Origin of the sequence: Vibrio sp. TRT 17S01 (assembly GCF_050113695.1) — a bacterium.
Lineage (GTDB): Bacteria > Pseudomonadota > Gammaproteobacteria > Enterobacterales > Vibrionaceae > Vibrio.
Genome location: NZ_JBNJOG010000029.1, coordinates 1 through 12,416, shown reverse-complemented (window position 1 = coordinate 12,416; position 12,416 = coordinate 1). Strand labels below are relative to the sequence as shown.

The following is a 12,416-nucleotide window of genomic DNA, read 5'->3' as shown; positions in this document are numbered from 1 at the left end:
CCCAAACACCAAAGAAATTGGCAAATCAGCGCATAGAAATGGAATTTGGAAAGGCTAACTTCCAGAGCGAAATTTCAACCAATAAACCCATTTCGAAGACAGGTAAAATTGAAGCGATTTGAGCCAAAGAAACTGATAACAAGCCAGTGACAAAACCTAATGAGGCAACCCGCAAACCTTGACATATTTTACGAGTTGAGTGATTCAAGAACTTGAGAAGACAAAGCTAAATTGCCGAAAAACTAGAACAAATGGCTAAAGAGAAATTAGAGATTTAAACCAAGAAATTTCTTACTGCGCCTAACGCCCAATTAAGGGGTGAACAACGTCTCCACCCAAACCTAAAGCATTGTGCCATAAACACTAAACTGACTTGAAGTGAGGGCGCCAAGCGTTGTGAATCCCTCTTAAATTGCTTGTTAGCCGTCGCTCATTTTGCTAACGATGAACTGCGCTCTTTCTTTAACTGAAACCTTAGGAACTTCAATTAAGTCATAGCCAAATTTAATATATGCACTCACCATCTCATGATATGTCGCTATTGCTTCAGTAAAGTCCTGCTTTCGCTCAGCGTCATTTTCGTAGATTTCTTCCCAAGGCGGAAAAATGAAAACTTTACGGCAATAAGTCAGTTCACCACATTTCGCTAACAAGAGATCCGATATAGGTATGCGCTCAAGCTTACTGTACCCATACGAGTCGATAATACTTCGGTCGAAAAACGTAATTTCAGTACCACCAAAGTTTTCGTAATTGTCGATTTCTTCTATGACCATTTTGTCGCGGAATGCGGCCTTGTTCAACCAAGGCAATGCTGTACCATGCAATTCTACTTGGGCTTGGATAACTTTTCGCCCAACTTCAGGTGCACTGGCGTAACCCATCTGGCGCAAAAATTCGATAACTGAAGTCTTCCCTGAACCTGGGCCACCTGTAAAAACTACTCGATTATTCAAATAAAACTCCATAGACGGCTAACGCCGCATTAAGGTGTGAGCAACGCCACCACCCAACCTAAACAATTACACCTTAAACACAAAACCCAACCAGAACTGAAATGGGAATCACTCTTAAATGCCTTGTTATGCGAATTTGCACGCATAAGCCAACTTGGCCCCCAAAAGACTACCCTAAGCACGACAAACCACAAACAAACCAAGCACTTTTGTGATTCAAGATGCAGCAAAGTCACTATATTCAGCCGAATTTTCCACAAGTGACGAATAGTGAATTTCAGCGCGAGATTGAGCTTTTGCTTAAAGAAACTCAAGGCTGCGATTATTCAGCTTGTGCGAACTATCCGTTAACTTGCCCTTTCCACATTTTAAGCCAAACGAAACTTCCACGCACCAACTCAAAAAATCAATGAGGCAACTCGCGAATCTTGCATGTTTTACGGTTTGAGTGATTCAAGAATTGGGGCCGACAATATGAACTTGCCGACGCTGAAAAACGAGTGATTAAAGAGAGCAAAAAAGAGAGATGAGATAATTTTCCTTCCGGTCGCATAACGCCGCGTTAAGGTGCGACATGCGCTTGCTACACTTGAGCGAAGCGAAACCAGCAAGCGTATGGAGTCACTCTTGAACGCCTTGTTATGTGTTTAAGATCTCACACTAATACTAACAGAATCAAAAAGATACAGAGAATCACGAAAACGCCGCCAAAGTTTTCCAGTGAAAAATAGACTCTTGACCGTTACTCACAATAACATCTAACACGAACCTAGAATCGCTAGGAACTAACATCTAACAAAGGACTAATATATGGTAGAACAATTCTTAGTAAGCTTTATAGCCAGTGCACTTGTGGCGTTAATCGTAAATCTATATAAAAACAAAGATATATAATTCACTTGTGTGGCAAGTATACAATCTTGCCACTTCCTAATGTTAGTTACACATAACGCCCAATTAAGGGGTGAACAACGCCTCCACCCAGACCTAAAGCATTGCGCCATAAACACTAAAACTGAAGTAGAAACAAAAGTGCCAAGCGTTGTGAATCCCTCTTAAATTGCTTGTTATACAAATTTTTTCAGCCGTTTTGTTGACATAAAAAACGTACAAGGTAGCCATCGGGGTCCTTGACTATCAACTGCTTAACGACGGTTTCAACACTACCTGTTTTATACACTTCTGTCTCTAAAGGCAAAAATATGAAATCGCTTTCAATCTCAAAACTATGTAGCCAAGCAATGGATACCTTGTACGTTAAGTTTACGCCTTTACCAAATGGAGCTTCTATTTGACCATTTATCCAAGACGACTCTCTAAGCTGAGTAAGCATAAGCTGGGTACTACCAAAAGACAGAAACACAAATCCATCTCTTCGGAACTCGACGTTGAAACCTAACTTTTGAGTATAAAACTTTTCACTCTCTGTGAGATTCGAAACTAGAAACTCCGGGATAAGATCATTGAACTCCATTTCTACTCCAATTTGTATAACGCCGCGTTAAGTGGTGAACAACGCCAGCCACCAAACTTAAACCTTTGCACACTAAACACTTAAGCTGACTTAAACTAAAACCGCAAAGCGTTGTGAATCCACCTTAAACGCCTTGTTAGGCGAAGTTTCCCACCAATGTTTAAGTGGTTTTGAAAACAGATTACCTGAAACCCTATAGCCAACAAAATGCACACGCACTTTTTGCGATTCAAGAACCACAAAAATCACTATGTTACAGCCAAAACCCCAACGACCACGAAATGCGAATTTACAGCGACTAACTAGCTTTTGAACCTGGGAAACCAACAGCTACGAAATGACAGCAAAAGCCAGAGCCTCGATTAACTTTCCCATTCCACACTTTGAGCCAGTGAAACTCACCGCCAACCTGCACTAAAAACCAATGAGGCAACCCACGAACTTTGGCATGTTTTACGGTTAAAGATATTCAAGAATTTGAGCCGACAACGCTTAATTGCCGACCTAGAAAAACGAATGCTCAAAGAGAACTAAGAAAATGAGAACAAAGAACTTTTCTGCCCGTCGCCTAACGCCGCGTTAAGTGGTGAACAACGCCAACCACCAAACCTAAACCATTGTACCTTAGACACTAAATTCAACTTAAACTGAATTCGCGAAGCGTTGTGAGTCCGCCTTAAACGCCTTGTTAGGCGATGTTTCCCATCAGTGTCTAAGTTATTTTCAAAGCAGATTACCTGAAACCCGATAGCCAACCAAATGCACACGAACTTTTTGCGATTCAAGAACCACAAAACTCATTATGTTTCAGCCAAAATTTCAACGACCACGAAATGCGAATTTGCAGCGACTAAGAAGCTTTTGAACCTGAGAAACTAACAGCTACGAGATAACAGCAAAAACGAAAGCCTCGATTAACTTGCCCTGTCCACACCTTGAGCCAGCGAAACTCACCTCCAACCTACACTAAAAACCAATGAGGCAACCCACGAACTTTGGCATGTTTTACGGCTGGAGAGGTTCAATAATTTGAGCCGACAATACCAAATTGCCGACTTAGAAAAACGAGTGTTCAAAGAGAACTAAGAAGATGAGAACAAAGAACTTTCCTACCCGTCGCCTAACGCCAAATTAAGGTGTGAACAACGCTGACACCTTACCTAATGCATTGTGCCATAAACGCTAAACTGGCTTGAAGTGAAAGCGCCGAGCGTTGTGAATCACTCTTAAATTTATTGTTATGTTTAAAGCCAAACGAGTCCACTATACGGCTTAGTTCTTAGGGATTCTAACCTGCTTTTAAGGGAGCCAGAGTGTATCTCTAGTTTATGGCCATCCGGGTCTAAGATATAAAGTGACTGTCCTTCACTCTTATTCTGTTTCCAAACTTCCACACCCAATGAAACTACACGCTTCGCAAACGCTTCAAATTCTTTTGGTTCGATATCAAAAGCTACGTGGGTATAGTCGGTTTTGGGGCAAGGTTCATCGTGAGAAAGGCAAAACCAGAGTTCACCTACTGACAAGTAAGCCCCCTTGTCCCACTTAGCGTGAGCAGTGAACCCCAACGTCTCCCGATAAAACTTAAGAGAGCGCTCTAAGTCACTAACTGCAATGGTTATATGGTTGAGCCCTAAAATCACCGTTTTCTCCCGTAAACATAACGCCGCATTAAGGTGCGAACAACGCCAAACACCTAACCTAAACCATTGCACCTTAAACACTAAAGCCAAGTTTAAACTGAAATCGCCAAGCGTTGTGAGTCACTCTTAAATGCTTTGTTATGTTTGTTCTGCTATCTCTTTTTTGATTTGTTCCACGCTTTTACCACCAACCGCAATATTATTATCCGGTTGCTCTCGAATAGAGACTAAGAACAATTCTTTAGGTATTCCCGTTATTTCAACTGAAACTTCAGTTAATTTTTCAATCAGTTTTTCTTTTACTTCATCCGTTAACTGACCTGATTCAAAAGCAATAAATGGCATAACTTTTCCCTTTGTTACTAGTGTACTTGCAAATGATTATTACATGTCTTAACCCGAAAAACATAACGCCCAATTAAGTTGTGAGCAACGCTACCACAGTACTCAAGCACTTCACCATAATCACTAAACAAATTGAAACCGAAAGCGCCGAGCGTTGCGAATCAGCTTGAATTGTTTGTTATGTGCCTCTCAATGCACAAAGAACCTTCAACGAAAACTCATTCCAACCAGGAGCTGTAAAAGCAATGCTCCTTAACTTTTTAACAGCTTCAATAGCCTCATTGGGTAGTAAGTTTCTTGTACACATTAAATATGTGGCTAAGGCTAAACCTGTGCGATCTTTGCCTGATTTACAATGAACAATGACCAAACCATTACACTTATGCTGTTCGATGAAACTAACTATTTGAGGAAGAGACTTTAAGCAAAGCTCTAGATCACCATCAAGAGCTGGTGCATTACTTGAAAGCGGAATGTTTCTGTAAGCAATACCCAAGGTCTCTAAAAGTGAAACATGCACCATTTCACCGTCATTGACAGAGAGAATCGCAGCTACGTTATTACTATGTAACTCATCAAGGTTCCACATACGGCTATCAGGGCCACACCTACCAGCCACCGATTCTTCCACAAAAAATAGCTGCTGCATAAATTGTTATCCTTCAGACACATAACGCCGCATTAAGGTGCGAACAACGCTAATCACCTAACCTAAACCATTGCACCTTAAACACTAAAGCCAAGTTTAAACCGAGATCGCCAAACGTTGTGAGTCACTCTTAAATGCTTTGTTATATGCCTGCCCATTCTGTAGACAGGACTGACATTAGTACTTTATCGACAAATTCACCATTACGAAAACCTGATTGGCGCATCACTCCCTCATGTTGATAACCTGCGTTTTCATAAGCCTTAATTGCGCCGTAGTTAAGAGAGCTTGCTGTAAGCTGAACTCTATGCAAACCAAGAGTCCTTACCGCGTAATCTGTTACGACTTTCGTGACTGAGGTACCAACTCCCTTACCCCAATAACTTTTTTCTCCAATAAGAATAAAGTATTCGCCACTACGATTTAGAGAACTGATCCCAGATATACCTGCATAACCAATTAGCTGATCATTCTTTTTATCGCATATACCGAAAGACACATTTTTAGCGCTTGAATTTATGGATAAAAGCCATTTTTCGATATCTGATTTTGATTGAGGATACGCATACGAAGAAAGGCTATAGAGTGTAACTTCACGGTCACAAGACCAATTGTAAAATACTTCTCCATCTTCCACATTCAATGAACGCAGATAGTAACCATCTAGTTCCAATTGCATGATTTTCCTTATTACTCCGATGGCATATAACGCTGCATTAAGGTGCGAACAACGCTAATCACCTAACCCAAACCATCGCACCTTAAACACTAAGACCAAGTTTAAACTGAAATCGCCAAGCGTTGTGAGTCACTCTTAAATGCTTTGTTATGCAAATTTTTCACGGCGCATTGTAGTTATCAAATAACCCATTTCACGATACTTTTCACAACGTTTTTGTAGAAACTCGGGATACTGACTTTCTTCAACTTCTTTAAAACCGATATGCTTGTAGAAATTTGTTACGTGAGCAAGAGGCATACAATAGGCTGTGCGTAAATCTAACACAGGTTCGATGTGCTTAAGAAATTTCAGCCCTAAACCCTGACCTTGAAAATCACTGGCAATGTACATACCTCTGAGTATTGTAACGTTATTAATAAGTTCTACTTTCACGGAGCCAATAATTTTACCGTCGTAAAGGCATATAAATGCTCTTTCGGTATTAGACCAAGCACTATGATAACCCTGCTCTTTATAGAATTGACCTACAGATTCTTTCATCGAGTTATCAGCTTCAAATATTCTCATTTTGATTCCATTTGCATAACGCCCAATTAAGTTGTGAGCAACGCTGCCATCTGACTAAAACACTGCACCATAATCACCAAACTAATTGAAACCGAAAGCGCCGAGCGTTGCGAATCAGCTTGAATTGTTTGTTAGGCAAATTTTCCTGCGCGCTCACTAACTTGGTTTAAAAACAGAATACCTTAAACACGATAAGCAACCAATCACCCACTGACTTTTTGTGATTCAAGAATTACTAAAGCCACTATGTTACAGCCTCACTTTCAACGTTCACGAAACACAGCCTTTCAGCGAAAAAGTCACTTTTGAACCTGAGAAATTCAAAGCTGTGAAATGACAGCAATAACGAAAGCCTCCATTAACTTGCCCTTTCCACACTTTGAGCCAGTGAAGCTCACCACCGACTGACACTAAAAAACCAATGAGGCAACCCACGAATCTTGGCATGTTTTACGGTTGGAGAGATTCAAGACTTTGAGCCGACAATACAGAATTGCCGACTTTGAGAAACGGACTGCCAGAGGGAGCAAAAAGATTAATACAAAGAACTTTTCTGCCCTTTGCCTAACGCCCAATTAACGTGTGAGCAACGCATGCACTGAACTTGAACACTGCGCCGTAAACACTTAACTCAACCCGAAGTGAAAGCGCCAAGCGTTGCGAATCACTGTTGAATTGTTTGTTATGTTTTACCACAAGTTACTGACTTAATTGAGAAAGAACTGCTTTTTCAAGCCAGTTTTCTGAACCAAACCACAAGGCAAGAACCAACATGGCCGCCAAAAGCGACCAACCCAAAACCAGTAATTCCACTTCCCTGCCCAATGAGGCAACCCGACAAAGCTCCAACAAGCGCCCAGTCTTTCCAACCAAAGCGCAAAACAAGGCTGAGTTGCCGAGGCAACTGCCAAGCTGAAATGCTAATTGGCTAAGAGCCTAAAAGCGACTTAAAGCCAGTTAAACAAGAAACCGACCACCACGACCTGACAATGAAGCAACCCACGAACATTGGCATGTTTTACGGGCTAAGAGATTCAAGAACTTAGACCGACAATGCGGATTTGCTGAGTCTACTAGGGACGAATTGCCAAAGGGACAAAGAACTAGAGCCTAAGACCTTTAAGCCTTTGAATTTCAAGTAAACATAACGCCAAATTAAGTAGTGAGTAACGCTGCCACCTACCTAAAGCACTGTTCCGTAAACACTAAAGCCGATTCAAACCTAAAGTGCCAAGCGTTACGAATCTGCTTGAATTTATTGTTATGTTTTACCACAACCACATGATTTACTTGAGAAAGAACTGCTATTTCTAACTAGTTTTCTGAAGCAAACCACAAGGTATGAACCGACTTGGCCGTCAAAGGCGACCAGCCTAAAACGTGTAATTCCACTTCCCTGCCTAATGAGGCAACCCGACCGAGCAACAACAAACGCCCTACCTTTCCAACCAAAGCGCAAAACAATGGCAAATTGCCGAGGCAACTGCCAAACCGAAATGCTACTTGGCAAAGAACCTAAAATCGACTTTAAGCCAGTTAAACAAGAAACCGACCGCCACGACCTGACAATGAAGCAACCCACGAACATTGGCATGTTTTACGGGCTGATTGGTTCAAGAACTTAGGCCGACAATGCGGATTTGCTGAGTCTACTAGGGACAAATTGCCAGAGGGACAAAGAACTGAAGCCTAAGACCTTCAATCCTTTGAATTACAAGTAAACATAACGCCCAATTAAGGGGTGAACAACGCAAGCCACCAAACCTAAGCCATTGTACCTTAAACACTAAATTCAATTTAAGCTGAGATCGCCAAGCGTTGTGAATCCGTCTTAAACGCTTTGTTATGTGAATTTTCAACGTCCTCAATACACACAACCATTAAACTCAATGACTTGCTCGCTTAAAACATGACTGCCATTGTAAGACTTAACCATACCTCCACGGTAGACAAATTGATTCCAATTTTTCTGATTTAAGTCGAAGTAATGAATAGGCAAAACTAACTCTGAATACCCTGAGCTTCGATATACATCTGGCTCATAAGCGAAGAGAAAAGAATGAGTTACCCCACAAGACACCAAGTATTTATCCAGTTCTTTTACGATGACTTTGGCTAAGCCCAGACCACGCTTATTTGGTGTAACCGCAATACCACCAATTATTCCTGCTTTAAAGTTAGTGGAGCCCTGTGTCATTAAACGACAGTAAGCAAAACCAGTGGCGATAATCTGATTTTTATCTTCAATGATGATTGCACAAAGGAATTCGGGATTGAAATTGACCGTAGAATCTTGACCAAAAACCGAGTTTAGATGTGCATTAAGTGCAGCTTCATAAACCTCAATCTCACCACTTTTGACGACTGATATTTTCAAGATAAATTCCATTCACATAACGCCGCATTAAGGTGCGAACCACGCTAAAACACCTAACCCAACCACTGCACCTTAAACACTGAAAACAAGTTTAAACTGAAATCGCCAAGCGTTGTGAGTCACTCTTAAATGCTTTGTTATAGCGTTGCTTGAGGTAGCAATGAAATAGTTACAATACCTGAAGCTGAAAGCAGTAAATACAAAATCGCTTTTCTACGCAATTCTTTCCAGCGCTTAATATCATGTATTGCAACCTCGTCTCCCGGAAAAACCTTCCTGACTTCATATTCTGTCAAACCAGCAACACTAGACATCATAGTGGAATAACTGCTTTTTGAAGCCTCTTTCAGTTTTTCAGCAAAGTTGTACTTAATTACACTAATACTCACAACAGCATGCAGGGCCACTAAGAATGAACAAAGACTACCTAAAATAATAAAAGCTTTAATCAAGTCCATTTACCTACCTATAAGCTATAACGCCCTGTTAAGGTGTGAGCAACGCAATACCGATGCTTCCGCTACCACCTTAAACACTAAACGCAACGCATAGCGAAAATGCCAAGCGTTGCGAATCACTCTTAAACAGATTGTTATACGAACTGCTCCAACCAAGACTCATGCTCTACTATGCTTGTAGTAATCGAACTCTTCATCTCATCCACTGAACTAAAACTATAGTTTTGCAATGCTCGTTTGTTAGATACGAAAAATTTTGGAATTAAATACATACCACTAGCTTTGTCAGTTAATCCGCGTTCATCAATTTTTGCTTGGATATATTTAATGTTGTTGTAGTTTTCTTCACTATATATCTCTTCAGACCTTACTCCGTCTAATCGTAATAACTTAGTATACGAGTTCCTGACATTTACAGCGTATCTTGTTGCTAAGTATTCAACAACCTCACTTTGGTTCTTCAATATGAGAGCTCTGCCATCAAATGCACCACAAATCGGCTGTGACTTTTTCTTAGCTCTTGTTATACCTTTACCTGTGAAAAAAGAAGTAAATGTTGACGAAAACGTTGTTAATAACTTGATAACTCTATTATCGTAATATGTCGGAACCTTACTTAGTACTATCGAAACTTCATCTGAACAAATACTTGCAGCTAAAATGAAGTTTTGTGAGTCATGGGGACATTTTCGATGAAGGACCTTAAATGTTTCTTCTAACGATTCCCACATGAGTCCCTCAAATTTTTTGTCACGAGTAACGTTACTCAGATACTTTTTACTCAAACCGATACCGTCCATTCGGATAACAAAATATTCATCAGATTGATATCGGGAAACTAACTCGGAATCTTGTTCTACTCGTTTGAAATATTTCATTGACGATATTGGTTGTTGTAAATCTTTCAATTGACCTCCTTGTTCGTATAACGCCGCATTAAGGTGCGACAAACTAGTGTGCTACGCTTGAGCGAAGCGAAAACGGCACGCGTTTGGAGTCACCTTGAATGCCTTGTTAGGTTTAAGCCCCTAATCACACCGAAGTAGCGCCTTTTTAGATGTATCATTGCATTCATAAACACTGACACCCAAACTCGAAAAAACGTGATAGCCACAATGCTCAGTAAAAATTGCCACTTCTTGCCTAGGCTCATTAATTACTGCAAAAGCATAATTAAATTTACAATACGAATCATCCTCAAAAATTATCTCAATTGCATCTAATGGGAAATCTGCGCAGGTAAGACCATTTAAAGACAATTCATCAGCACTACGACCCAGTTTCTCGCTTAGAATGTGAGCCCAATTTACAACTAGTTCTTTTCTCATATTTACCTCAGAAACCTAACGCCGCGTTAAGTGGTGAACAACGCCAGCCACCAAACCTAACCCTTCGTACCTTAAACACTTAAGCTAGCTTGAACTGAAATCGCCAAGCGTTGTGAATCCGTCTTAAACGCCTTGTTATAAGTGCGTTACTCGATTTCTGCTTTATAGAGCTCTGAATCTACAGCAATCTCCCACAAGTACCCATCTGGATCAGAGAAGTAACCTGAAAAACCACCCCAAAACACAGGCTGTCCTTGTTTGACGACTTTTCCACCATTATCTTCAGCTTTTTTCAGCAGGCTAAGAACTTCACGAGACGAGCTAACATTTCTAGCCAGTGTAATACCGGCAAAACCTGAACCATTTGGTTCAATACCAACATCTTTTGCTAATTCGGATTTGGGAAACAGAGCTAATTCCGGACCATCAATATCCATGAATACAATTTCGTCAGATTGATAATCTGTGCGCTCTAATCCAAGTACGGCTTCATAGAACTTTGCGGAAGACTCGATATTTGATACACCCAATGTAATGATTGATAGTTTTCTCATTTTATCTCCAAGCACATAACGCCGCATTAAGGTGCGAACAGCGCTAAACACCCAGCCTAAACCATTGCACCTTAAACACTAAACTGACTTGAAGTGAGGGCGCCAAGCGTTGTGAGTCACTCTTAAATGCCTTGTTATACAAACAGTTAAAGTTTATCGACAAGCTTCTTTAAATAATCCTTAGCCAGTTCATGATTTCCACGGCTCATCCATTTGATACAATCAAAAAGTTCCCAAGTAAGACCATCGTCACCGTTCGTGTAAGCGGGAAAGCCCTCATGCTTTGGAGCGGGTTCATCTGTTACCCTTTGCTCGACAATGCCATTTTTGTCAAACAACACTTTAAACGGTTTTGAAATACTGAACGATTCACTTAAATCTAAACAGTGAATTTCGGCACTAGTAAGATCATTAAAAATGTACTTTTTAAAATAAGCATTATCATTGTGGAAACCATCGAGTTGATAGAATATTTCCTTATCACACTCAAAAGCTGAGAAGTACTCGCTTGTAGATTTATGGAAAACATTCTTTGTGAAAACGAGAATATCGGCATCCGATACACGGTCACCTTTACCAGCAGCCAATGAGCCTAACAACACAGCCGCTACTACATCACTCTCAGAAATGAACGCCGAGCACGCTGATCGAACCAACTCACTTTGGAGAGGGAGATTCTCTAAATCTAGCTTATCTGAACTCAAAATCGCCTCCGTTTGTATAACGCAGCATTAAGGTGCGAACAACGCTAAACACCTAACCTAAACCACTGCGCCTTAAACACTGAAACAAAGTTCAAACTGAAATCGCCAAGCGTTGTGAGTCACTCTTAAATGCTTTGTTAGTTGCTTATTCACCAAACAAGCTTCGCACAATAACCAACAATACTACCACTAGTATAAAAGATGAAAAATAGTACAAAATACCATGAAATGTTCCACCACCGCCTCGACTGAAAGCTATATGTTTTGTCATCTTGCAATCATACTTTTTTGCCGTACTTCTATAGACAATGAAATACCAACTAGAGACTAGTGGCCAAACAATTAATAATGCTGCTTGACCATTTTCTTTAGTTGACAACGCCATAGATACGAACGGTAACAATAGCCCTGAAAGGTATATTACTGCCATCAATCTTAACTTTCTTGTTCTTTGTGTATCATTCATAATTTTTGCTGCAACTAACGCCTTGTTAAGGTGTGAGGCACGCAATGCCGAAGCCTCTGCATACCACCTTAACCACTAAACTTAACGCATAGTAAAAATGCCACGCGTGCCGAATCACTCTTTAACAATTTGTTATGTTGTGGACTCAAGGCAGAGGCATCCATTCTTTTACGCCTACATACTGGTCATATTTGTCTTGTTCGTCTTTTGTTT

At 40.6% G+C, this 12,416-nt stretch carries 15 protein-coding genes; 1 reads left to right on the top strand and 14 read right to left on the bottom strand.

Annotated elements, in window-relative coordinates; genetic code table 11:
• Positions 1–419: 419 nt before the first annotated feature.
• The 7 genes from ACQEXS_RS21760 to ACQEXS_RS21730 all read right to left on the bottom strand — a co-directional run bounded on the left by ACQEXS_RS21760 (position 420) and on the right by ACQEXS_RS21730 (position 6,316).
• A complete protein-coding gene (locus tag ACQEXS_RS21760) occupies positions 420–956 on the bottom strand; it encodes an AAA family ATPase (RefSeq protein ID WP_427015176.1) in 537 nt (178 codons plus the stop codon).
• Positions 957–2,037: 1,081 nt separating this feature from the next.
• On the bottom strand, positions 2,038–2,430 hold the full coding sequence (locus ACQEXS_RS21755) for a hypothetical protein (RefSeq protein ID WP_332206991.1): 393 nt from the start codon (positions 2,428–2,430) through the stop codon (positions 2,038–2,040).
• A gap of 1,244 nt (positions 2,431–3,674) precedes the next feature.
• Positions 3,675–4,073: a FosG/FosC2-related fosfomycin resistance glutathione transferase gene (fos, locus tag ACQEXS_RS21750; protein ID WP_193254608.1), complete on the bottom strand. Its 399-nt coding sequence runs from the start codon at positions 4,071–4,073 to the stop codon at positions 3,675–3,677.
• Between the two features lie 138 nt (positions 4,074–4,211).
• Positions 4,212–4,418 (bottom strand): 4-oxalocrotonate tautomerase DmpI, encoded by a 207-nt coding sequence (dmpI, locus tag ACQEXS_RS21745; RefSeq protein ID WP_108695164.1) that lies wholly within the window; start codon positions 4,416–4,418, stop codon positions 4,212–4,214.
• A gap of 178 nt (positions 4,419–4,596) precedes the next feature.
• Positions 4,597–5,067, bottom strand: coding sequence for a dual specificity protein phosphatase family protein (locus tag ACQEXS_RS21740; protein ID WP_427015175.1), 471 nt, complete (start codon positions 5,065–5,067; stop codon positions 4,597–4,599).
• A 142-nt stretch (positions 5,068–5,209) separates the two neighbouring features.
• On the bottom strand, positions 5,210–5,746 hold the full coding sequence (locus ACQEXS_RS21735; RefSeq protein WP_427015174.1) for a GNAT family N-acetyltransferase: 537 nt from the start codon (positions 5,744–5,746) through the stop codon (positions 5,210–5,212).
• A 147-nt stretch (positions 5,747–5,893) separates the two neighbouring features.
• Positions 5,894–6,316: a GNAT family N-acetyltransferase gene (locus ACQEXS_RS21730; RefSeq protein ID WP_427015173.1), complete on the bottom strand. Its 423-nt coding sequence runs from the start codon at positions 6,314–6,316 to the stop codon at positions 5,894–5,896.
• A 1,463-nt stretch (positions 6,317–7,779) separates the two neighbouring features.
• On the opposite strand from ACQEXS_RS21730, the gene ACQEXS_RS21725 reads away from it, so the two are divergent.
• Positions 7,780–7,941: a hypothetical protein gene (locus ACQEXS_RS21725; RefSeq protein WP_427015172.1), complete on the top strand. Its 162-nt coding sequence runs from the start codon at positions 7,780–7,782 to the stop codon at positions 7,939–7,941.
• Between the two features lie 239 nt (positions 7,942–8,180).
• Here ACQEXS_RS21725 and ACQEXS_RS21720 read toward each other — a convergent pair whose 3' ends face one another.
• From ACQEXS_RS21720 to ACQEXS_RS21690, 7 genes are all read right to left on the bottom strand, one after another.
• Entirely contained in the window at positions 8,181–8,693 is a 513-nt protein-coding gene (locus ACQEXS_RS21720; protein ID WP_427015171.1) for a GNAT family N-acetyltransferase, read from the bottom strand.
• Between the two features lie 137 nt (positions 8,694–8,830).
• Positions 8,831–9,151, bottom strand: a complete 321-nt coding sequence (locus tag ACQEXS_RS21715; RefSeq protein WP_427015170.1) for a hypothetical protein — start codon at positions 9,149–9,151, stop codon at positions 8,831–8,833.
• A gap of 134 nt (positions 9,152–9,285) precedes the next feature.
• Complete coding sequence (locus ACQEXS_RS21710) at positions 9,286–10,059, bottom strand: tRNA(His) guanylyltransferase Thg1 family protein (RefSeq protein WP_427015169.1); 774 nt, start codon at positions 10,057–10,059, stop codon at positions 9,286–9,288.
• A 120-nt stretch (positions 10,060–10,179) separates the two neighbouring features.
• On the bottom strand, positions 10,180–10,479 hold the full coding sequence (locus ACQEXS_RS21705; RefSeq protein ID WP_427015168.1) for a hypothetical protein: 300 nt from the start codon (positions 10,477–10,479) through the stop codon (positions 10,180–10,182).
• A gap of 146 nt (positions 10,480–10,625) precedes the next feature.
• Positions 10,626–11,033, bottom strand: coding sequence for a VOC family protein (locus tag ACQEXS_RS21700; RefSeq protein ID WP_427015167.1), 408 nt, complete (start codon positions 11,031–11,033; stop codon positions 10,626–10,628).
• A 146-nt stretch (positions 11,034–11,179) separates the two neighbouring features.
• On the bottom strand, positions 11,180–11,737 hold the full coding sequence (locus ACQEXS_RS21695) for a nucleotidyltransferase domain-containing protein (protein ID WP_427015166.1): 558 nt from the start codon (positions 11,735–11,737) through the stop codon (positions 11,180–11,182).
• A gap of 145 nt (positions 11,738–11,882) precedes the next feature.
• A complete protein-coding gene (locus ACQEXS_RS21690; protein ID WP_427015165.1) occupies positions 11,883–12,203 on the bottom strand; it encodes a hypothetical protein in 321 nt (106 codons plus the stop codon).
• Positions 12,204–12,416 lie beyond the last annotated feature (213 nt).

Bases quoted from the DNA above. Each gene is read 5' to 3' on its own strand.
- ACQEXS_RS21755 (WP_332206991.1), bottom strand. From the start codon at position 2,430: ATGGAGTTCAATGATCTTATCCCGGAGTTTCTAGTTTCGAATCTCACA.
- dmpI (WP_108695164.1), bottom strand. From the start codon at position 4,418: ATGCCATTTATTGCTTTTGAATCAGGTCAGTTAACGGATGAAGTAAAA.
- ACQEXS_RS21740 (WP_427015175.1), bottom strand. From the start codon at position 5,067: ATGCAGCAGCTATTTTTTGTGGAAGAATCGGTGGCTGGTAGGTGTGGC.
- ACQEXS_RS21735 (WP_427015174.1), bottom strand. From the start codon at position 5,746: ATGCAATTGGAACTAGATGGTTACTATCTGCGTTCATTGAATGTGGAA.
- ACQEXS_RS21730 (WP_427015173.1), bottom strand. From the start codon at position 6,316: ATGAGAATATTTGAAGCTGATAACTCGATGAAAGAATCTGTAGGTCAA.
- ACQEXS_RS21725 (WP_427015172.1), top strand. From the start codon at position 7,780: ATGGCAAATTGCCGAGGCAACTGCCAAACCGAAATGCTACTTGGCAAA.
- ACQEXS_RS21715 (WP_427015170.1), bottom strand. From the start codon at position 9,151: ATGGACTTGATTAAAGCTTTTATTATTTTAGGTAGTCTTTGTTCATTC.
- ACQEXS_RS21705 (WP_427015168.1), bottom strand. From the start codon at position 10,479: ATGAGAAAAGAACTAGTTGTAAATTGGGCTCACATTCTAAGCGAGAAA.
- ACQEXS_RS21700 (WP_427015167.1), bottom strand. From the start codon at position 11,033: ATGAGAAAACTATCAATCATTACATTGGGTGTATCAAATATCGAGTCT.
- ACQEXS_RS21690 (WP_427015165.1), bottom strand. From the start codon at position 12,203: ATGAATGATACACAAAGAACAAGAAAGTTAAGATTGATGGCAGTAATA.